General features: G+C 67.9%; 18 protein-coding genes. 10 read left to right on the top strand and 8 right to left on the bottom strand.

Annotation, left to right across the window (positions count from 1 at the left end; genetic code table 11):
* The first annotated feature begins 7 nt into the window (after window positions 1-7).
* The 4 genes from MAAFP003_RS16940 to MAAFP003_RS16925 all read left to right on the top strand — a co-directional run bounded on the left by MAAFP003_RS16940 (window position 8) and on the right by MAAFP003_RS16925 (window position 3,254).
* Complete coding sequence (locus tag MAAFP003_RS16940; protein ID WP_096288705.1) at window positions 8-229, top strand: hypothetical protein; 222 nt, start codon at window positions 8-10, stop codon at window positions 227-229.
* 175 nt (window positions 230-404) lie between these two features.
* Window positions 405-1,802 carry an FAD-binding oxidoreductase gene (locus tag MAAFP003_RS16935; protein ID WP_096291223.1) on the top strand — a complete coding sequence of 466 codons (1,398 nt, stop codon included), beginning with the start codon at window positions 405-407 and terminating at the stop codon, window positions 1,800-1,802.
* A gap of 54 nt (window positions 1,803-1,856) precedes the next feature.
* The gene (locus MAAFP003_RS16930; RefSeq protein ID WP_096288703.1) at window positions 1,857-2,468 is read left to right on the top strand and encodes a TetR/AcrR family transcriptional regulator; all 612 of its coding nucleotides are present in this window, start codon (window positions 1,857-1,859) and stop codon (window positions 2,466-2,468) included.
* Between the two features lie 138 nt (window positions 2,469-2,606).
* Window positions 2,607-3,254, top strand: coding sequence for a hypothetical protein (locus MAAFP003_RS16925; protein ID WP_133160867.1), 648 nt, complete (start codon window positions 2,607-2,609; stop codon window positions 3,252-3,254).
* A 60-nt stretch (window positions 3,255-3,314) separates the two neighbouring features.
* Here the strand turns inward: MAAFP003_RS16925 and glnA are convergent, their stop codons facing one another.
* The gene (gene glnA / locus MAAFP003_RS16920; RefSeq protein WP_096288699.1) at window positions 3,315-4,751 is read right to left on the bottom strand and encodes a type I glutamate--ammonia ligase; all 1,437 of its coding nucleotides are present in this window, start codon (window positions 4,749-4,751) and stop codon (window positions 3,315-3,317) included.
* 233 nt (window positions 4,752-4,984) lie between these two features.
* Here glnA and MAAFP003_RS16915 point away from each other — a divergent pair, with 233 nt between their 5' ends.
* Entirely contained in the window at window positions 4,985-5,401 is a 417-nt protein-coding gene (locus tag MAAFP003_RS16915; RefSeq protein ID WP_096288697.1) for an RDD family protein, read from the top strand.
* A gap of 6 nt (window positions 5,402-5,407) precedes the next feature.
* Here MAAFP003_RS16915 and MAAFP003_RS16910 read toward each other — a convergent pair whose 3' ends face one another.
* From MAAFP003_RS16910 to lipB, 3 genes are read right to left on the bottom strand one after another with little or no spacing between them, the layout of a single operon-like run.
* On the bottom strand, window positions 5,408-6,160 hold the full coding sequence (locus MAAFP003_RS16910; RefSeq protein ID WP_096288695.1) for a DUF4191 domain-containing protein: 753 nt from the start codon (window positions 6,158-6,160) through the stop codon (window positions 5,408-5,410).
* A 43-nt stretch (window positions 6,161-6,203) separates the two neighbouring features.
* Entirely contained in the window at window positions 6,204-7,142 is a 939-nt protein-coding gene (gene lipA, locus MAAFP003_RS16905; RefSeq protein ID WP_096288693.1) for a lipoyl synthase, read from the bottom strand.
* Window positions 7,139-7,828, bottom strand: a complete 690-nt coding sequence (lipB, locus tag MAAFP003_RS16900; RefSeq protein ID WP_096291222.1) for a lipoyl(octanoyl) transferase LipB — start codon at window positions 7,826-7,828, stop codon at window positions 7,139-7,141. Before lipB ends, lipA begins: the two co-directional genes overlap by 4 nt.
* Before the next feature lie 155 nt (window positions 7,829-7,983).
* On the opposite strand from lipB, the gene MAAFP003_RS16895 reads away from it, so the two are divergent.
* Window positions 7,984-8,613: a hypothetical protein gene (locus MAAFP003_RS16895; protein ID WP_096288691.1), complete on the top strand. Its 630-nt coding sequence runs from the start codon at window positions 7,984-7,986 to the stop codon at window positions 8,611-8,613.
* 313 nt (window positions 8,614-8,926) lie between these two features.
* The gene (locus MAAFP003_RS16890) at window positions 8,927-10,297 is read left to right on the top strand and encodes an HNH endonuclease signature motif containing protein (protein ID WP_096288689.1); all 1,371 of its coding nucleotides are present in this window, start codon (window positions 8,927-8,929) and stop codon (window positions 10,295-10,297) included.
* Between the two features lie 4 nt (window positions 10,298-10,301).
* Here the strand turns inward: MAAFP003_RS16890 and MAAFP003_RS16885 are convergent, their stop codons facing one another.
* A complete protein-coding gene (locus tag MAAFP003_RS16885) occupies window positions 10,302-11,213 on the bottom strand; it encodes a TIGR01777 family oxidoreductase (RefSeq protein WP_096291221.1) in 912 nt (303 codons plus the stop codon).
* Between the two features lie 15 nt (window positions 11,214-11,228).
* Complete coding sequence (sucB, locus tag MAAFP003_RS16880; RefSeq protein WP_096291220.1) at window positions 11,229-13,052, bottom strand: 2-oxoglutarate dehydrogenase, E2 component, dihydrolipoamide succinyltransferase; 1,824 nt, start codon at window positions 13,050-13,052, stop codon at window positions 11,229-11,231.
* A gap of 197 nt (window positions 13,053-13,249) precedes the next feature.
* Here sucB and MAAFP003_RS16875 point away from each other — a divergent pair, with 197 nt between their 5' ends.
* On the top strand, window positions 13,250-15,016 hold the full coding sequence (locus tag MAAFP003_RS16875) for an SDR family oxidoreductase (protein ID WP_096288687.1): 1,767 nt from the start codon (window positions 13,250-13,252) through the stop codon (window positions 15,014-15,016).
* A 21-nt stretch (window positions 15,017-15,037) separates the two neighbouring features.
* Here MAAFP003_RS16875 and MAAFP003_RS16870 read toward each other — a convergent pair whose 3' ends face one another.
* The gene (locus MAAFP003_RS16870; protein WP_096288685.1) at window positions 15,038-15,376 is read right to left on the bottom strand and encodes an aminopeptidase; all 339 of its coding nucleotides are present in this window, start codon (window positions 15,374-15,376) and stop codon (window positions 15,038-15,040) included.
* Window positions 15,377-15,536: 160 nt separating this feature from the next.
* Between MAAFP003_RS16870 and MAAFP003_RS16865 the strand changes: the two genes are divergently transcribed.
* Window positions 15,537-16,001, top strand: a complete 465-nt coding sequence (locus tag MAAFP003_RS16865; protein ID WP_096288683.1) for an SRPBCC family protein — start codon at window positions 15,537-15,539, stop codon at window positions 15,999-16,001.
* A gap of 3 nt (window positions 16,002-16,004) precedes the next feature.
* The gene (locus MAAFP003_RS16860) at window positions 16,005-17,597 is read left to right on the top strand and encodes a phytoene desaturase family protein (protein ID WP_096288681.1); all 1,593 of its coding nucleotides are present in this window, start codon (window positions 16,005-16,007) and stop codon (window positions 17,595-17,597) included.
* A gap of 7 nt (window positions 17,598-17,604) precedes the next feature.
* Here the strand turns inward: MAAFP003_RS16860 and MAAFP003_RS16855 are convergent, their stop codons facing one another.
* On the bottom strand, window positions 17,605-19,164 hold the full coding sequence (locus tag MAAFP003_RS16855) for a leucyl aminopeptidase (RefSeq protein ID WP_096288679.1): 1,560 nt from the start codon (window positions 19,162-19,164) through the stop codon (window positions 17,605-17,607).
* Window positions 19,165-19,174 lie beyond the last annotated feature (10 nt).

Here is a 19,174-nt window from a genome sequence, read left to right as displayed (position 1 = left end):
CGAACGCATGCCTTTCACGGTGGTGTTCAGCAACGGCGAACCGCGCGACTATGGCGCATTCGACAAGTACCAAGTCACGGATGCGGGCGTGTTGGTCATCGACATGTATCGTGAGGACGTCAAGCGCCACTACATCGCTCCCGGAAGTTGGCTCGAGGTTGTCGACATGGCCGACGGGCAGCCCGCAGGCGCATCTCGCGGGATCTTGGGTGTCAGGCCGGCTCGTTAGACCTCAGGCCTGAAGGGGAGCGAAGCACGACCGGCATCGACGCGTGCGCGTGGCCGGCCAACCACGACAACGGCACCCGCCGGCCGTCCGGGCGGCCTCTCGCACACATCGGCCAAGATTATCGGTATCGTGATACCGTATTTTAATACCGGAAGTGCCAGCGAAAGGGGCGGCGATGGCATCATGGCGGGACGGTGTTCCAGAACTTCGGGGCGCCTTGCGGGGACCGGTCTTCACCGCTGACGATGTGGGCTACGACGACGAGGTGGCGGTGTTCAATATGGCGGTGCGGCACCGGCCCGCGCTCGTCGTCGGCGCCGGCAACGCCGCGGACGTATCCGAGGCGGTAATGTTCGCAGCGCGGCACGGCTTGAACATCGCCGTTCTCAACACCGGCCACGGGCCGAGCGTGGCCGCCTCGGACGACACGTTGATGATCACCCTGGGACGAATGTCCGACCTCGTCATCGACCCCGAAAAGCATTGTGCAAGAGTCGATGCCGGGGTTCGCTTCGGTCAGCTGGTCGACGCCGCCGCGTTGCACGGGCTGGCTCCGCTGCCAGGCTCCTCACCCGGCGTCGGCGTTGTCGGCTACACACTCAGCGGCGGGGCAAGCTCGACGATGGGCCGTAAGTACGGGTGGGCCGCCGATCATGTCAGTGCCATCGACGTGGTGACCGCTGATGGCCAACTACGCTGTGTGTCAGCAGAATCCGAATCCGATTTGTTCGGTGCCTTACTTGGCGGCAAGAGCAATTTCGGCGTGGTGGTGGCGATGAAATTCGCGCTCTTCCCGGTGACACAGTTGTATGCCGGTGCACTCTTCTACTCCGGTGAGCACATCCGGCAGGTACTGCAGGCGTACCGAGAACTCACCGCGTCCGCGCCCGACGAGTTGACGACATCATTCGCAGTGCTGAACCTGCCCCCGTTGCCCGGCGTACCGCCATTCATGCAGGGGCACTTGACCATAGCGGTACGAGTGTCGTACGTCGGCGAAGCCGAGATTGGCTCGAAGCTGATCGACCCGCTGCGCGCGGCGGCGCCTACGCTAGCGGACACCGTGGCCAGCATCCCATACACCCAGTTCGCCACCATCAGCAACGACCCGACCGATCCCGCGCCCGCGGTCGAGCATTTCGGACTGCTTCGAGAACTGACCGACGAGACCGTCAAGGCAATCGTCGACACGGTTGGGCCCGATTCCGGCAGCACGATCAACATCGTCGATATCCGGCATTTGCAAGGAGCTTTCAGCAGGCCGGCGCCGTTCCCCAACGCGGTAGGAGCCCGTGACGCCGCGTATGCGATGTTCGGTCTTACCGTAGTGCCGCCGGGACAAGACGTCGCGGCCTACCGTGACTCGGGCCGTGAACTCCTTGCGGCACTGCGGCCCTGGCTGCACGAGATGACCAACCCAAGCTTCGTCGGACCGGCCGACGTATCCGGGGGGCGGATCAGGCGGGTCTATGAGCCCGAGGTCTACGACAAATTGCAGACGGTCAAACAGCGCTACGACCCGTACAACAGATTCCGGCTCAACCACAACATCCCGCCGCGTTCCGCCGCCTAGGGCGCGCCGGGACCCCTGGCTTGCCCGGACCCGGTATTTCCGTACCATACAAAAATGGCTGTCGAACGTCGAACACGCCGGGCCGGGGGTGCACGCCGGACCGCGGCCGTCGAAGCCGCGGCCGGGGTGCTGGCGGATCGAGGGTACGAAAATGCCCGGTTCGCCGATGTCGCGCAGGCCAGCGGTACGGCGATCAGCACGCTGCAGAACTACTTCGGCTCGCGCGAGGACATGCTGATCGAGGCGATGCGGCATGCGACTGAAGTCGAGGTGGCCGCGCTCGAGGCCGTGGCCGACGCCGAGAACGACCCGTGGAACCGCCTGGTCGCGATGATCGACCGCAACCTCAATACGCCGCTGCGCAACCACCAGATGCTGATCGAGTTCTGGCGCTCGGGCATCCGCGACGGGGAGTTGCGGGACTACGGCGAAGAGGGCTGGGCCCGTTACCGGGCGCCGTTTCTGCGCACGGTGATCGAGGGCCGCGACGCCGGCGTCTTCACGCCTTCGATCGCCGCGGACGACGTCGTGGATCTGCTGTTCGCCACGATCGTCGGCGCCATGATTCCGCGGGTGCTGCGGTTTCCCAGCCCCTCGGCCGACCGGTTCCGGACCGCGTTGCTCCGGCAACTTGCTGTGACGCTCGGTCGCCCCGGATACGAGTAGGCCGGCGGCCTGCGGCGGGATCCGCCCGCGACGTTAGCGAACGGGCGATTACCAACTGTCGAAAACTCCGCGATGTCGCTGCCTGGTTTTGTTGTGCGAGATACGTTTTCGCGCAAAACATACAGCGAAGGATCGCACATGAGTCACGCGTCGCGTTGTCGCACCGTCGGCCTCGGGTTGGCCGCTGGGTCCGTATTGGCCGCGGGTTTGATCACGGTGGCACCCATCGTGTCTGCCGACGGGACCGCGCAAGCCATCGCACCCGCGGCCCCGGCGCCGTTCCCGGCCGATCCGGTCACGAAGAATCCGCCGCCTGCGACCGGCACCGCGCCGCCGGTTACCGCGCAGTCAGCTCCGCCGCCGGCCGCTGAGCCGACCCAAAAGGGTGGTCAACCCGAAGGGCAGGCCACTCAACAGCAGGCGACGACGCAGGCCCAGCAGCCGCAGGGGCAACCGCAACAGCAGCAGGCGACACAGCAGCAGGCCGCGCCCGCGACTCAGACACCGAAAGGCGCTCCGCCACCGGCCGAGGCGGCCGAGGCCTCTCCGCAACCCGCGGCGCCGGCCCCGTCGCGGCAGGCTCCCGATGGCTCCGGTCCGCTCGCGGGCAATGGTCCCGGCTCGGGCCCCCTCGCCGGCGACGGCCCCGGTCCCGGCGCTGGCCCCAGCGCCGGTCCCGGCCAGGGGCGGGTGGGCTCGGGTCCCGGTGCGGGCGCCGGCCCGGGCGGCGGGGGTCCCGGTCCCGGCGCCCGTCCCGGGCGACGAGGCGGCATCGGCAGGAATTGACCCGCATCGACGACAACACCCGCGCGGCGATTGCCACGCGGGTGTTGTCGTTAAGCCGACTCAGACGTCGTAGTACAGCGCGAACTCGTAGGGGTGCGGCCGGATCTGGACCGGCAGAATCTCGTTCTCGCGCTTGAAGTTGATCCACGTCTCGATCAGGTCGGGCGTGAAAACGCCTCCCTCGGTGAGGTATTCGTGGTCCTCTTCCAGCCGGTCGATCACCGCGGACAGCTGGGTTGGCGCCTGCGGGATGTTGGCGGCCTCTTCGGGCGGCAGCTCGTAGAGGTCCTTGTCGACCGGCGCCTGCGGCTCGATCTTGTTCTTGATGCCGTCCAGGCCGGCCATCAGCATGGCGGCGAATGCCAGGTACGGGTTGCCCGACGAGTCGGGGCAACGGAACTCCAGGCGCTTGGCCTTCGGGTTGCTGCCGGTGATCGGGATACGCACACACGCCGACCGGTTGCGCTGGCTGTAGACCAGGTTGATCGGCGCTTCGTAGCCGGGCACCAGCCGCTTGTAGGAGTTCACCGTCGGGTTGGTGAACGCCAGCAGCGACGGCGCGTGGTGCAGCAGTCCGCCGATGTAGTGGCGCGCGGTGTCCGACAGGCCGGCGTAGCCGGTCTCGTCGTACATCAACGGGCTGCCGTCCTTCCACAGTGACTGGTGAGTGTGCATGCCGGAGCCGTTGTCACCGAACAGCGGCTTGGGCATGAAGGTGACGGTCTTGCCGTTCTGCCAGGCGGTGTTCTTGACGATGTACTTGTACAACTGCATGTCGTCGGCCGCGTGCAGCAGCGTGTTGAACTTGTAGTTGATCTCGGCCTGACCGCCGGTGCCCACCTCGTGGTGGCCCTTCTCCAGGCTGAAGCCGGCCTTGATCAGGTTCGACAGCATCTCGGCGCGCAGATCGACGTAGTGGTCGACGGGGGCCACCGGGAAGTACCCACCCTTGGGGCGCACCTTGTAGCCGCGGTTGGGCGAACCGTCGTTCTCGCTGGGCTCGCCGGTGTTCCACCAGCCGGAGATCGCGTCCACCTCGTAGAACGAGCCGTTGGTGCGCGAGTCGAAGCTCACCGAGTCGAAGATGTAGAACTCGGCCTCGGCGCCGAAGTAGGCCGTGTCGGCGACACCGGTGCTGATCAGGTAGTTCTCCGCCTTGCGGGCGACGTTGCGCGGGTCGCGCGAGTACGCCTCCAGGGTGAAGGGGTCGTGCACGAAGAAGTTGAGGTTCAGCGTCTTGTGTTCGGTGAACAGGTCGATCTGCGCGGTCGCGGGGTCGGGCAGGAGCAACATGTCCGACTCGTGGATCGACTGGAAGCCGCGAATCGACGAGCCGTCGAAGGCCAAGCCGTCTTCGAAGATGCTTTCGTCGAAGAACGAAATCGGAATCGTGAAGTGCTGCATGATGCCGGGCAGGTCACAGAACCGGACGTCGACAAATTCGACGTTTTCGTCTTTGGCGAGTTTGAAGACGTCATCCTGCGTCTTTTCCGTCACTGATTGCTCCTTTGCTTGGTAATCCGCGGCCTGACGCTATGAAGGTGATGTTGCCCGCCCATCAACCCCGTGTTGCGCGGAGGTTACGTGACCACGCGTCCCACAGATCGGAGTGGAGCAACGGCGGGTTCTATTGTGAGGCCCATGGACCGCAAAATCGTATCTGGTCGGCCGCGCGGGCGCAGCAACCCGTCCCTGCCGTCGGCGGCCGGCTCCGACCCGACGAACGGGCGATGATGCCGGAGTCGCGCCCGGCGTATCCCGGCGAGACGCTCGGCTTGCCGAAGAGCGGCCCGGGCGCATTGGCGTCGATGGGACGCCGGCTGGCCGCATTGATGGTCGACTGGCTGATCGCATACGGTCTGGCGGCGCTGGCGATGGCGTTCGGCATGTTCTCCGAACGGATGTTGTCGACGGCGGTGTTGGTGATCTGGTTTCTGCTCGGTGTGGTGGCGGTGCGGCTGTACGGGTTCACCCCGGGTCAGCTGGCGCTCGGCCTTCGGGTGACCGCGTTGGACGGACGCCTGGGTGTGGGCCGCGTGGCGGCGCGCGGGCTGCTGGTCGCCCTGGTGGTGCCGGCGTTGTTCACCGACTGGGACGGGCGGGGCATTCAGGACCGGGTGACCAACACCGCCGTCGTCCGGCGTTAGACGCGCCTACTTGCGGCGCACCGTCCGCTGTACGCCGCGCATTTTGCCGGCGCCCGGCAGCGGCCCCTTCGGCATCACGGCGGCCCCGGCCCGCGACCCGAGCGCAGTCAGCCGCGACTCCAGGGTGTCCATCTGCTTGACGCTGATGTTGGCCGGCAGCTTGGTCAGGTGACGCTCCAGCTTGGACAGCGGTACCTCGCCCTCGCCGTTGCCGACGACGATGTCGTAGATCGGGACGTCGCCGACCAGTCGCGCGGTGCGCTTCTTCTCTTGCGCCAGAAGCGGTTTGACGCGGCCCGTTGCCCCTTCGCCGACCAAGATGACGCCCGGCCGGCCGAGCACCCGGTGCACCGCGTCGAAGTGGCCGGTCGCGGCCACCCCCGGCGTGACCCGCCACTTGCCGCGCAGGTTGTCCAGCACCCAGGCCGCCGCACCGGTTTGCCCCTCGGCCTGGCGGTAGATCGATTTCTGGGCCCGGCGCCCGAAGATGATGAACGCCACCAGCGCGCCCAGCACCACGCCGAGCGGGATCAGGGTGAACATGGTGAACCCGCCGACCAGCACACCGACCGTCGTCGAGACGGCCACGATCAGGACGAAGGCGCCGATCATGTAGGGGAGCAGGCGCTTGTCCTGCTTGCGCTGCACGTTGAACGCCTGCCACAGCTGACCGCGGCGCTCCTTGGCCGCGGCCTTGCGTTCGGCGGCCGCCGCTGCCCGGGCGGCTTTGTTCTCGGCGGTGGTGCGGGGTTTAGCCATAATCACCAAGGATACGAGGCGCCACGCCCGTGATGGCCTCGAGTTACCCCAGGGCGTCGGAGGCGCGGCTGCGTACCACCTGCTCGTAGAGCCGGCCGGCCCGATACGACGATCGCACCAGCGGCCCGGCCAGCACCCCGGCGAAGCCCAGCCCCTCGGCGTACTGCGCGAACTCGTCGAACTCCGCGGGCTTCACCCAGCGCTGGACCGGGTGGTGGCGCGCCGACGGGCGCAGGTACTGGGTGATGGTGACGATGTCGCAGCCGGCGTCGTGCAGATCGGCCAGCGCGGTGCGCACCTCGTCGGGCGTCTCGCCGAGGCCGAGGATCAGGTTGCTCTTGGTGACCAGTCCGTCCTCGCGTGCCGCGGTGAGCACGCCCAGGCTGCGCTGGTAGGTGAACGCCGGCCGAATCCGCTTGAAGATACGTGGGACGGTTTCGACGTTGTGCGCCAACACTTCTGGGCGCGCCGCGAACACCTCCGCCAAGCGGGCGGGCTCGCCGTTGAAGTCGGGGACCAACAGCTCGACGCCGGTCGACGGGTTGAGCTCCTTGATGGCACGCACGGTTTCGGCGTACAGCCACGCCCCGCCGTCGGGCAGGTCGTCGCGGGCGACGCCGGTGACGGTGGCATAGCGCAACCCCATCGCCTGCACGCTTTCGGCGACGCGCCTGGGCTCGTCGCGGTCCAGCTCGGCGGGCTTGCCGGTGTCGATCTGGCAGAAGTCGCAGCGGCGGGTGCACTGGTCGCCGCCGATCAGGAAGGTGGCTTCCCGGTCCTCCCAGCATTCGAAGATGTTGGGGCAGCCGGCCTCTTCGCAGACGGTGTGCAGCCCTTCGCGTTTGACCAGGCTTTTGAGCTCGGTGTACTCCGGTCCCATCCGGGCCCGCGTCTTGATCCAGGGCGGCTTGCGCTCGATCGGGGTTTGCGCGTTGCGCACCTCGAGCCGCAGCAGTTTGCGGCCTTCCGGAGCGACAGTCACATTGCTGATGCTACGCGGGTGGCGTCGGGTGCCCCCACCGGTAAGACCCCGTCCAGGGCGTCGCACACCGCCGCGGCGACGGCCGCGCGAACCTCGTCGACGGTGACGGTGCGGCCGAGTTCGGCGGACAACGACGTCACCCCGGCGTCGGTGATGCCGCAGGGCACGATGGCCTCGAACGCGTTCAGGTCGCAGTCGCAGTTGAGCGCGAATCCGTGCAGGGCGGTCGCCCTGGAGACCCGCACACCGATCGCGGCGATCTTGCGCGCGGGCCGGCCGGGCAGCCAGACGCCGGAGCGGCCGTCGACGCGGCCCGCATCCAGCCCCAGATCGCGGCATACCTTGATCAGCGATTCCTCAAGGCGCCGAACGTAATTCACCACATCCAGGGGCTCGGCCAGTCCGATCACCGGGTAGCCGACCAATTGCCCTGGCCCGTGCCAGGTGATCTTGCCGCCGCGGTCGGTGTCTATTACGGGAGTGCCGTCCACCGGTCGCTCGTGTGGCTCGGTGCGCCGCCCGGCAGTGTAGACGGCGGGGTGCTCCAACAGCAGCAGGGTGTCGCTGCCCTCGGCGACCCTGGTGTCGGCCAGGTCGCGCTGTAGTTGCCAGGCGGTGCGGTATTCGACCGTTCCCAGTTGACGGACGTCGATGGGTGCCGCGCTGGACCGGATGGAGCTTGTCACGTTGGCGAGGTTACGCCCCGGGCGGCGGACCACGAGACACCGATGGATAAATCGTCGCCACTTGTCATTGCAGGCAAGGGGTAATGGCGATAGCTTTCTAAGCGGAGTTCGCCGGGTAGGGGGCCTCGACGGACGTCATCGATCAAGGAGTGGCGATGGCCCATCCCCCGCTATATGACGGCGGCCGGTTGCTCGAACTATTCGACCGGGCCGCGATTATCCTTCGCAACACCCAGCAAGGACCGGAGCGATTTGGGCTCGCGGCGTCAGTGCTGTGTGAGTTTTTTCAGACGGTGGTGTCGGACGACAATTTTTGGGGCGTGCTGGGGGGTGTCATTGACGGCCAGCCGGACATCACTGAGATTCTGCAGAGTCTGGACGACTTTGAGGACGACGAGTACCAGCTCCTGGTGGCGGCAGGCGTCGATGAACGGGTGGCCGCAGACTTGGTCCGCAGCCTGAGGCGACAACTTGAGCGATACCGCCCCGGCTCCGCGCCGGCGACCCAAGAGTTGCGGAACGGCATTGACCAAATGGCCGGGGCCGTCTGCAGCGCTCAGAACGAGCTCGCCACGATCCAGCAGGGAAAGGATGGGCGCCGGCGACGGCGCGCGAAGCTCAGGCTCCTCGGTCGCTGTCTGAAGGTCGCGGCGTCGATTGTCACCATTGTCGTCGACATACCGGCGGTGCCAACGCTGGCGGGCATTGGCTCGATAGTTGGGGGAGTGCTCGAGGCGGGGCAACAGGTCGCCGAGCACCTCGCGGAGAGTGAGACCGACGGATGAACGCCGAGACGGCCGATAGCGCGACCGCGCTCTAACAACCATCGCGGTGAATGTATTTGTGCCGCTTATGTTTATCTGTGTTGAACGACAGTAGAAACCCAAATCCCATCGCGACGGTGAGAGATGTACGACTGGCTCCGTGATGCTGGGTAGGCGATTGGATCCTCGACCCAACGATGTCGGGGCGGCCGCGTGCGGCCATATTTGAGCGACGATCGCCGCCAGTGCACACTCGTCAAATCTCTTGTGCCACTTGTGTTTCTGTAGTCACATTGCCGGGTTTTTTGTCGGTGATTGTCGATAGTTTCGGGGTATGAGTTCAGCAGTGGCCATCGACGAGGACGCGGCGTTTGATGCCTTGGACGCGGCCCTCGAGATCGTGCTCGGGTTGGACTCACACATGCTGGACACCCGCGAACGCCTGACGAGGCTGCAACGCTACGAAAACGTGCGCCGACGCCTGTCCGCCGGTGAACACCGGCTGATCAACCAACTCCAGCAGGAAGCCACCCCGGCGGAGTTGGGCGGCAAACTCTCCCATGCCATCGCGGACTGGATCTTGATCAGCCGCGCCGAAGCTGGGAGGCGGGTGCGCGACGCCGCCGACCTGGGCGAGCGGCGGGCGTTGACCGGGGAGCCGTTGGTACCGGTGCTGGCCGCGACCGCCACCGCCCAACGAGCCGGAAAGCTGGGGACCGAACATGTGGCGGTGATCCGCCGCTTCTACCACCAGTTGCCGGGCTGGATCGATATCGAGACCCGCACCCGTGCCGAAGCCGACCTGGCGCGTCTGGCCACCCAGTATCGCCCCGATCAACTCGCCGGGTTCGCCGAACACCTGACCGATTGCCTGAACCCGGACGGCAGTTTCACCGACGATGACCGGGCCCGGCGCCGCGGAATAACCCTGGGCAAGCAAGGGGCCGACGGCATGTCGGCGTTCAGTGGCTGGCTGACACCGGAGGCCCGGGCCACGCTCGAGGCGGTGTTGGCGAAGCTCGCCGCACCGGGCATGTGCAACCCCACCGACGACACCCCGTGTGTCGACGGCGCGCCCAGCCAAGACGCGATCGATCACGATCCGCGCTCCACCGCGCAACGCCATCACGACGGCCTCAATGCCGCCCTGCGCGCGGTCCTGGCCTCCGGAGAACTGGGCCAGCACAACGGGCTACCCGCCACCATCATCGTGTCCACCACCCTGGCCGAACTCGACGCCGCGGCCGGCCAGGGAACGACTGGCGGCGGCACCCGATTGCCGATCAGCGACGTGATCCGCCTGGCCCGCCACGCCCATCACTACCTGACCGTGTTCGACAACGGCAAGCCGGTGGCGCTGTATCACAGCAAACGGCTCGCCTCACCGGGTCAGCGAATTGTGCTGTACGCCAAGGACCGTGGCTGCTCAGCGCCCGGATGCACGACCCCCGGCTACTTCTGCGAAGTCCACCACATCACCGACTACGCCCAATGTCACGAAACCGACATCGACAACCTGACCCTGGCCTGCGGCACCCACCACCGCCTGCTGCAACCGCGCGGTTGGAGCACCCGAAAACGGGCGAACGGCGACACCGAATGGATACCGCCGCCGCACCTCGACCGCGGCCAACCCCGCACCAACACCTACCACCACCCGCAGAAACTGCTCTGCGACGAGGAAGGTGACCCGGACGTCGCGTAGGGCGCTAGTCCTGGTCGCGCCGCGCGGTGGCATAGGCCAGCGCCTCGCCAATGGTGTTGTGGTGGAACTGAAATCCGGCGCGTTCAAGAGCCGAGGGGATGGCCCGCGGCCCGGTCAACAGCCCCTCGTCGGCGACCCCGCCGCGCGCGGCCCGCCCCGCGACCGCCGGTAGCAACATCGGGGTCGGACGGTTGACCGCGCTGCCGAAGGCGGTGGTGAACTCGGCGTTGGTCACCGGTGCGGGCCCGGTCATGTTCACCGGCCCGGACAGCGACGGGTGCCCGATCGCGAACAGCAGCGCCCGCACCTCGTCCTCCAGGCTGATCCACGACATGTACTGACGGCCGCTGCCCAGCCGGGCGCCCGGGCCCACCGAAAACAGCGGACGCACCCGGCGCAACGCGCCGCCCGCCGCGGCCATCACCAGGCCGGTTCGGGCCAGCACCACCCGGGCACCGCCGTATTGGGCCGGCAGCGTCGCCGCCTCCCAGTCTTCACAGAGCCGGGCCAGGAAACCCGTTCCCGCGCGGTCGTTTTCGTCGACCACGCGGTCCTTGGTGTTGCCGTAGTAGCCCACGGCGCTGGCGTTGATCAGGGTCTCGACGCCGGCGTCGGCAACCGCGGTGGCCAACACCTCCGTCGGGGCGATGCGGCTGTCGCGCAGGCTCTGCTTGAACGCGCCCGACCACCGGCGCTTGCCGACATTGACACCACACAGGTTGACGACAGCGTCGACCTCGCTGAGCGCGTCGGGATCGAACTGGCCGCTCTCCGGATTCCAGTGCAGCTCATCGGGATTCGCCGGCGTCCGGCGCACTATGCGCAACACCCGATGGTCGGCGGCGCGTAGGGCCGCAGCCAAGGCGGAACCGATCAGGCCGGAGGAACCCGCAATCGCGACGACGGGCTTGGCCAATGTGCTCAAGCCCTTCTAAAGACCTAAGTCGGCCTCGAACGCTCCCTCTTCAAGCCGGTGCTTGACCGTGGTGAGGAATCGTCCGGCATCGGCCCCGTCGATCAGCCGATGGTCGTAGGTCAGCGGCAAGTAGCAGATCGAGCGCACGCCGATCGATTCGTTTCCGCTCTCGTCGACCACCACCCGCGGGCGCTTGACGATCGCCCCGGTGCCCAGCATGGCGGCCTGCGGCGGGACCAGAATCGGGGTGTCGAACAACGCGCCCTGGCTGCCGATGTTGGTGATCGTGAAGGTGCCGCCGGACAGCTCATCCGGTTTCAGGTTGCCCGTCCGGGCGCGCTCGGCGATGTCGGCGATCGCGCGGGCCAGCCCGGCCAGCGACAGGTCGCCGGCGTTGTGGACCACGGGGGAGAGCAGGCCCTGCTCGGTGTCGACGGCGAAACCCAGGTGCTCGGCGTCGTAGTAGGTGATCTCCTTGGAGTCCTCGTTGTAGCTGGCGTTGATGTTGGGGTGAATCTTCAGCGCGTCGATCACCGCCTTGGCGATGAACGGCAGGTAGGTCAGATTCACGCCCTCACGCTCGGCGAACGACGTCTTCGCCTTCGCGCGCAGTCCCACGATCTTGGTCATGTCGACCTCGTGGGTCTGGGTGAGCTGCGCGGTGGCCTGCAGCGATTCCCGGGTCTTCTTGGCCGTGATCTGCCGGATCCGGTTGGCCTTCTGCGTGGTACCGCGCAGGTGGGCCAGCGCCGGTGCCGGAGTCGGCGCGGCCGAGGCCTTGGCCGCCGGTGCGGCGGGAGCCTGAGCGGCCGGAGCGGGGGCCTTCGCGGCCTCTTGCTTGCGCTGCGCGGCGGCCAGCACGTCCTGCTTGCGGATGCGGCCACCGACCCCGGTGCCCTTCACCGAGGCAAGGTCGATGTTGTTTTCGCTGGCCAGTTTCCGCACCAGCGGGGTCACGTACGGGCTGCCGTCACCCTGGGGCTCGGCGACCAGCTCCGACGGTGCGGCCTTGGGGGCTGGGGCCGACTCGGGCGTCGGTTGCGGCTTCGGCGCGGGCGGCGTCGGTTGCGGCTTCGGCGCGGGCGGGGCCTCCGGCGCGGGAGCGGGCTTCGGCGCCGGCGGCGCCTCGGCCTTGGGCGCCGGTGCCGGCTCGGGCTTGGGCTCCGGCTTGGGGGCCGGGGCCGGGGTGGCGGCCGCGGCCGAGCCGCTGCCGATCCGGGCCAGCTCGCCGCCGACGGCGACGGTGTCGTCCTCGTCGGCTGTGATGCTGACCAGGACTCCAGCCACCGGCGACGGGATCTCGGTGTCCACCTTGTCGGTCGACACCTCCACCAGCGCCTCGTCGACCTGGACTGAATCGCCGACCTTCTTGAGCCAGCGGGTCACGGTGCCCTCGGTGACCGACTCGCCGAGCTCGGGCATCAGCACCGGGGTCGCGCTGCCGTTGCCCGAACTCGCGGCCGGCGGAGCGGGTTCGGGCTGACGCTCGGGTTGCGGCTGGGCCTCGGGTTCCGGCTGGGCCTGCGACTCCGGCTGGGCCTCGGGTTCCGGTTCCGGCTCGGCTGCCGGCTGGCTGGGCGCGGCGGAGGCGCCGTTCTCCGAGGCGTCGCCGATGACGGCGAGCTCGCCGCCGACCTCGACGGTGTCGTCCTCCTGGGCGACGATCTTGGTCAGCACACCCGCGGCCGGCGAGGGGATTTCGGTATCGACCTTGTCGGTCGACACCTCGACAAGCGGTTCGTCGAGCTCGACCGTGTCGCCTTCCTGCTTGAGCCAGCGGGTGACCGTCCCCTCGGTGACGCTCTCACCGAGTGCCGGCATTTGGACGGAGAAGGCCATGTCTTTTGACTCCTCGATCGCTCGTGGGTCTGCGCAGGTCAACATCTGACTTACCACACCGCGGTGTCTGCAAGTTGACGTCGAAACTATCCTGTCATTGCCTCCGCGTCGGCACACAACCAGGGCTGACCCGCTTGCTGCGGTGGGCCGAATTGTCAGGGGGCGGTCACGCTAGATCGCGGGGAGGCGGAAGTTCGATGCCGGCAATACAGCAGTTCGTCGACAGCGCGGACGGTGTCCGCGTCGCCGTCCACGAGGAAGGCAACCCCGACGGTCCCACCGTCGTACTGGTGCACGGATGGCCCGACTCGCACGTGCTGTGGGACGGTGTCGTACCGCTGCTGACCCAGCGGTTCCGGGTGCTGCGCTACGACAACCGCGGCGTCGGGCTGTCGGGGTCGCCCAAGAAGGTCTCGTCGTACACGATGGCGCACTTCGCCGACGACTTCGCGGCGGTGACAAACGAACTGAGCCCGGGCGCGCCGGTGCACGTGCTGGCCCACGACTGGGGTTCGGTGGGTATCTGGGAGTACTTGAAACGCCCGGGCGCCGGTGGCCGGGTGGCGTCGTTCACGTCGGTGTCCGGCCCGAGCCACGAGCAACTCGTGGAATACATCTTCAGCGGACTGCGCCAACCGTGGCGCCCGCGTCGGTTCGCCCGCTCGGTCAGTCAGGCGCTGCGGCTGACCTACATGCTTTTCTTCTCGGTCCCGGTGCTGGCGCCGCTGTTGATTCGGGCGGCCTTCTCGGTGCGCGCGCTGCGGCGGATGGTGGTCGATAACATTCCCGCTGAGCAGATCCATCACTCCCCGAACATGGCCGCGGATGCGGCCAGCTCGGTTAAAACCTATCCCGCCAACTACTTTCGTTCGTTCTCCGTGCGCGGCCAACCCATCCACGCGGTCGACGTGCCGGTGCAGCTGATCGTCAACACCCGCGACCAGTACGTCCGGCCCTACGGCTACGACGAGACCGGGCGGTGGGTGCCGCGGCTGTGGCGCCGCGACATCAGGGCCGGGCACTTCTCGCCGATGTCGCACCCGCAGGTGATGGCCGCCGCGGTGCACGAGTTCGCGGACCTGACCGACGGCAAGGCGCCCAGCCGTGCGTTGCTGCGCGCGCAGGTGGGCCGTCCCCGCCGGGCCTTCGGCGACACGCTGGTGTCGGTCACCGGTGCCGGCAGCGGTATCGGGCGCGCGACCGCATACGCGTTTGCCCGGGAGGGCGCCGAGCTGATCGTCAGCGACATCGACGAAGCCGCCGTCAAGGAGACCGCGGCCGCGATTGCCGCACGCGGCGGGGTCGCGCACGCCTTCGTGCTCGACGTGTCCGACACCGACGCGGTCGAGGCGTTCGCCGAGCGGGTCTGCGCCGCCCACGGGGTGCCCGACGTCGTGGTCAACAACGCGGGCATCGGACAGGCCGGCCAGTTCCTGGACACCCCCGCCGAACAGTTCGACCGGGTGCTCGACGTCAACCTCGGCGGCGTGGTGAACGGCAGCCGGGCGTTCGGGCGGCGCCTGGTCGAGCGCGGCACCGGCGGGCACATCGTCAACGTGTCGTCGATGGCCGCCTACGCCCCCCTGCAGTCGCTGAACGCCTACTGCACGTCCAAAGCCGCGACGTACATGTTCTCCGATTGTCTGCGCGCCGAACTCGACGCCGCCAACGTCGGTCTGACCACGATCTGCCCGGGTCTGATCGACACGAACATCATCAACACCACCCGGTTCGACGCGCCCGCCGGCAAACACGACGACCACGTCGACGGCCGACGGGGTCAGCTGGGCAAGATGTTCGCGCTGCGCCGCTACGGGCCCGAGAAGGTCGCCGACGCGATCTTGACGTCGGTCCGCAAGAACACGCCGATTCGCCCCGTGGCGCCGGAAGCCTATGCGCTGTATGGGGTTTCGCGGCTACTGCCGCAAGCACTGCGCAGCACCGCGCGCTTGCGGGTGATCTGACTCGCCCTCAGCCCGCTTCGCTCAGGCCGCCGGCGCTCCCTCACGGCGCACCAGCAGCGCACCCGCGATCGCGACGAGCCCGACGATCGTCAAGGGGATGGTCCAGGTCCGACGGGTACCCAGCTCCGACTCGCAGCGCGCCACGTAGTCGGTGTGCGGCACCACCTGGTTGACGATCGGGATGTTGGCCACGCTCTTGTCGTTGGCGTTACGCGCCGCGGTGAGATCCGCGACAACAGCGTTCCCGCACCCCAAAGAACCGCCATTGCCGTCGGATACCGAGACCGGCACCAGCAGCCCGATCACGCCGGCCAGTAGCAGCACGGCGGCTACAGCAAGGATCAACCGACGCACCGTCATGATTCGCCTCCCGTTCGAGTACTGATCGCAGGGAGGTTATCCATCGAAAGAGGTGGCTAAACGGTGAACTGTCCGCCGGCGGCCGCGCGGACGTGGTTGCCGCGCTTGGGCCGCAGCTGCCGGGGTACCCGAGCCGAGACCCCGATACGAAGGACTTCACATGACGTCGAAGGAACAGATGGCCACCAGCCGGGAGGTGCGCGCTTCCCGCCAGCAGGTCTGGGACGCGATGGCCAACGGATGGACCTACACCCAATGGGTGGTCGGCAACAGCCGTACCCGCGCCGTCGACTCGGACTGGCCGCAGCCTGGCTCGGCGATCCGGCACTCGGTGGGCGTCTGGCCGTTGGTGATCAATGACAAAACCGTCGTCGAAAGCTGCACTCCAGGCGAGGAACTGATACTTCGTGCACACCTGGGTGTCCTTGGCGCTGCCCGGATTACGCTGCGGCTCAACGACATTGGCGATGGATGCCGAATCGACATGATCGAGGTGCCCGCGACGGGTCCGATGAAGATCATCCCCGACCGACTGGCGCTGGCCGCCGTCTACCCGCGCAACCGCGAGTGCCTGCTGCGGCTGGCGGCGCTGGCCGAACGCCTTGAGCCGAGCCAGGTCAAGTAGCCCGTGGCCGTGGATACGGCAGACGCGGTCGTCATCGGAGCCGGACACCACGGCCTGGTGGCCGCGTCGATGCTGGCCGACGCCGGCTGGGACGTGCTGGTGCTCGAGGCGCAACCTGAGCCGGGTGGCGCGGTACGCAGCGCCGAGCTGACTCCGGGCTACATCACCGATCTGTTCAGCTCGTTCTACCCGATGACGGTGGTCTCACCGGCCATGCGGTCGCTGCGGCTCGAAGACCACGGGCTGCGTTGGTCGCGCGCGCCCGCAGTGGTCGGCCACCCGCGTGACGGCGCCGACGACGACCCGCCCGTCGTCTACCCCGACGCCGCCCGGACGGCAGCGGAATTCGCGCGGCGATCCCCGGCCGACGGCGACAACTGGTGGCGTCTGGTGGAGTTGTGGGACAAGATCAAGACGCCGCTGCTGGACGCGATGCTGGCGCCGTTCCCGCCGGTGCGTCCGCTGCTGGGACTGCTGCGCAGACTCGGCACGCCCGAAGCGCTCCGAGTCGCGCGGCTGCTGGTGCAGCCGGCCAACGCCATGGCGAGCCAGCTGTTCGACGGCGAGGCACCGCGAAGGTTGTTGTTGGGCAACGCGATGCACGCCGATGTTCCACCGGACGCGCCGATCAGCGGCGCGATGGGCTTTCTGATGACGATGCTGGCCCAGGATCAGGGTTGGCCGGTTCCGGTGGGCGGTTCCGGTCAATTGACGGCGGCGCTGGTCGCGCGGGCGCGCTCGGCCGGTGCGCGAATCGAGTGCGATCAGAACGTGTCTCGCATCCACGTGCGGGCCGGCCGCGCGGTCGGTGTGAGCACCGCGCAGGGACGAACAGTGAACGCGCGTCGTGCGGTGGTGGCCGACGTGACCGCACCCAGATTGTTCTGCGACATGCTGCCGCCCGACGCGGTTCCCGCCGCGCTGCGTCGCGACCTCGCGCACTACAGCTGGGATCCGCCGGTGGTGAAGGTCAACTACGCGCTGGCAACCCCGATTCCGTGGCGAGCGAAGAGTCTGAGCTCGGTCGGCACCGTGCACTTGGGTGCCGACGGGGACGGCCTGATCCGCTGGATGGCAGACCTGAATACCCGCGTGGTGCCCGATCATCCCTACATGCTGTTGGGTCAGACCACTACGGCAGACCCCAGCAGATCACCGGCGGGCACCGAAAGTGCCTGGGCCTACACACATTTGCCGCGAAATGTGGCTGACGACGCTTCGGCGCAGCAACTGGCGGCATCGATGGACCGGGTCATCGAAGAGCATGCGCCCGGCTTCGGCGCGGCGGTGATCGACCGCTTTGTGCAACGCCCGTCCGACTTGGAGGCCAGCGACGCCAATTTGCACCTCGGGGCGCTCAACGGCGGGACCGCGCAGTTGCATCAGATGCTGATCTTTCGTCCCGCGCCCGGAATGGGCCGGGCCGAAACACCGGTCGAGCGGCTGTATCTGGGCAGCGCGTCGGCGACGCCGGGCGGCTCGGTGCACGGCGCCTGCGGACGCAACGCGGCCCGCGCCGCGCTGGCCGCCGACGGTCTGACGGGCTGGCCGCGCCGTCGATTCCGCAAGGCCGTGCTCGACCGGCTGAGCCGCTAGCCGTTCACTAGCCCTTTTCGCAGATGTCCTCGAGCACCGCGAACATCGTGCGGGTCGGCACGCCGGTGGAACCCTTGGGGGAGTAGCCCCAGGGGCTACCGGTGTTGAAGGCCGGCCCCGCCACATCGATGTGCGCCCAGCTCACCCCGTCGGCGACGAACTCGCGCAGGAACACCCCGGCCACCAGCATGCCGGCGAAGCGCTGCCCGCTGATGTTGGACAGGTCGGCGACCTGAGACTTCAGGTCGTCCTTGAGCTCGTCAGGTAGCGGCATCGGCCAGCCGTTCTCGCCCACCCGCTGCGAGATCGCGGCGACCCGGTCGCGGAACTCGTCGCTGCCCATCACCCCGGGGATGCGCGCGCCCAGCGCCACCGTCTGCGCACCGGTCAGCGTGGACGTCTCGATCAGATAATCCGGATCGTCCTCGCACGCCCGCACGATGGCGTCGGCCAGGATGAGCCGGCCCTCGGCGTCGGTGTTCTGCACCTCGACGGTGGTTCCGCCGTACTGGGTGAGGACGTCACCGGGGCGCTGCGCGGTCGCCGAAGGCATGTTCTCGGCCATTGGTACGGTGGCGATCACGTCGATCGGCAGTTCGAGCTGCGCGGCCAGCGTGACGGTCGCGATCACCGCGGCGGCACCGCCCATGTCCGAGGTCATGTGATGCATCGAGGCGGCGGGCTTGATCGAAATGCCGCCGGTGTCGAACGTGACGCCCTTGCCGACCAGCGCCACCTTTCGGGCCTGCTTGGGCTTCTTGGCCAGCTTCGAGCCGCGGTGGATCAGCCGCACCAGGCGCGGGGGCCGCGACGAGCCCTGCCCAACGCCGACAATGCCGCCGTAGCCACCCTTTTGCAGCGCCTTCTCGTCGAGCACCTCCACTTCGAGGCCGACCGACTCGCCCAAAGCCTTTGCGCGTTTGGCGAATTCGGCAGGGAACAGGTGACTCGGCGGGGTGTTGACGAAATCGCGTGCGGTGGCGACCGCGGCCGCGACGGCTGCACCGTGCGCGACCTGCTTCTTGGCGTCTTTCGCCCGCCCTGTTTCAGAGGCCAGCACCGTGATCTTGCTCAGCCCTTTGTCTTTGGGCGCGGTCTTCTCGCTGCGGAACTCGGTGAACCGGTAGCTGCCCAGGATCAGTCCCTCGACCGCGGCGGCGGCCACGTCCTCGCCGGGCAGCTCGGCCAGCGTGGTGATCACCGATTCGGCCTTGCCCAGCGAGCGGGCGGCCACCCCCGCGGCGCGCCGGACGGTTTCGGCGGGCCACTCGGATTGCGGCTTCCCGAGGCCGACGGTGAGCACGCTGGCTACCGGAAGCGACGACACCACCAGCCGGTGCACCTGTTCGCTGGCGCCGGTGGCGTCCAGTGCCTGCAGGCCGGCCAGGATCTCGGCGACGGCTTCCTCGGCTAGGAAGGGTTCGGCGGCGGCTACGGTCGTGCCCGGCCGGTCTTCGTCACCGGTCGAAACGACCGGCAAGACCAATACCGACGAACCCGCACCGCGTTTGGACAGCGACGTGGCCACAGTGACAGAAGGAGCCTGGTATCCCGGTTCGGTACTCACGCGTAAACAC

Origin of the sequence: Mycobacterium ahvazicum, from assembly GCF_900176255.2 — a bacterium.
GTDB lineage: Bacteria > Actinomycetota > Actinomycetes > Mycobacteriales > Mycobacteriaceae > Mycobacterium > Mycobacterium ahvazicum.
This window is presented reverse-complemented; position numbering and strand designations above follow the sequence as displayed.

What these genes read in the sequence shown, in the direction of transcription:
- MAAFP003_RS16910 (WP_096288695.1), bottom strand. Translation starts at nt 6,160, where the DNA reads ATGGCTAAACCCCGCACCACCGCCGAGAACAAAGCCGCCCGGGCAGCG.
- MAAFP003_RS16870 (WP_096288685.1), bottom strand. Translation starts at nt 15,376, where the DNA reads ATGACGGTGCGTCGGTTGATCCTTGCTGTAGCCGCCGTGCTGCTACTG.
- MAAFP003_RS16925 (WP_133160867.1), top strand. Translation starts at nt 2,607, where the DNA reads ATGAGTCACGCGTCGCGTTGTCGCACCGTCGGCCTCGGGTTGGCCGCT.
- MAAFP003_RS16915 (WP_096288697.1), top strand. Translation starts at nt 4,985, where the DNA reads ATGATGCCGGAGTCGCGCCCGGCGTATCCCGGCGAGACGCTCGGCTTG.
- MAAFP003_RS16935 (WP_096291223.1), top strand. Translation starts at nt 405, where the DNA reads ATGGCATCATGGCGGGACGGTGTTCCAGAACTTCGGGGCGCCTTGCGG.
- sucB (WP_096291220.1), bottom strand. Translation starts at nt 13,052, where the DNA reads ATGGCCTTCTCCGTCCAAATGCCGGCACTCGGTGAGAGCGTCACCGAG.
- MAAFP003_RS16940 (WP_096288705.1), top strand. Translation starts at nt 8, where the DNA reads ATGCCTTTCACGGTGGTGTTCAGCAACGGCGAACCGCGCGACTATGGC.
- MAAFP003_RS16930 (WP_096288703.1), top strand. Translation starts at nt 1,857, where the DNA reads ATGGCTGTCGAACGTCGAACACGCCGGGCCGGGGGTGCACGCCGGACC.
- MAAFP003_RS16890 (WP_096288689.1), top strand. Translation starts at nt 8,927, where the DNA reads ATGAGTTCAGCAGTGGCCATCGACGAGGACGCGGCGTTTGATGCCTTG.
- MAAFP003_RS16865 (WP_096288683.1), top strand. Translation starts at nt 15,537, where the DNA reads ATGACGTCGAAGGAACAGATGGCCACCAGCCGGGAGGTGCGCGCTTCC.
- MAAFP003_RS16875 (WP_096288687.1), top strand. Translation starts at nt 13,250, where the DNA reads ATGCCGGCAATACAGCAGTTCGTCGACAGCGCGGACGGTGTCCGCGTC.
- MAAFP003_RS16895 (WP_096288691.1), top strand. Translation starts at nt 7,984, where the DNA reads ATGGCCCATCCCCCGCTATATGACGGCGGCCGGTTGCTCGAACTATTC.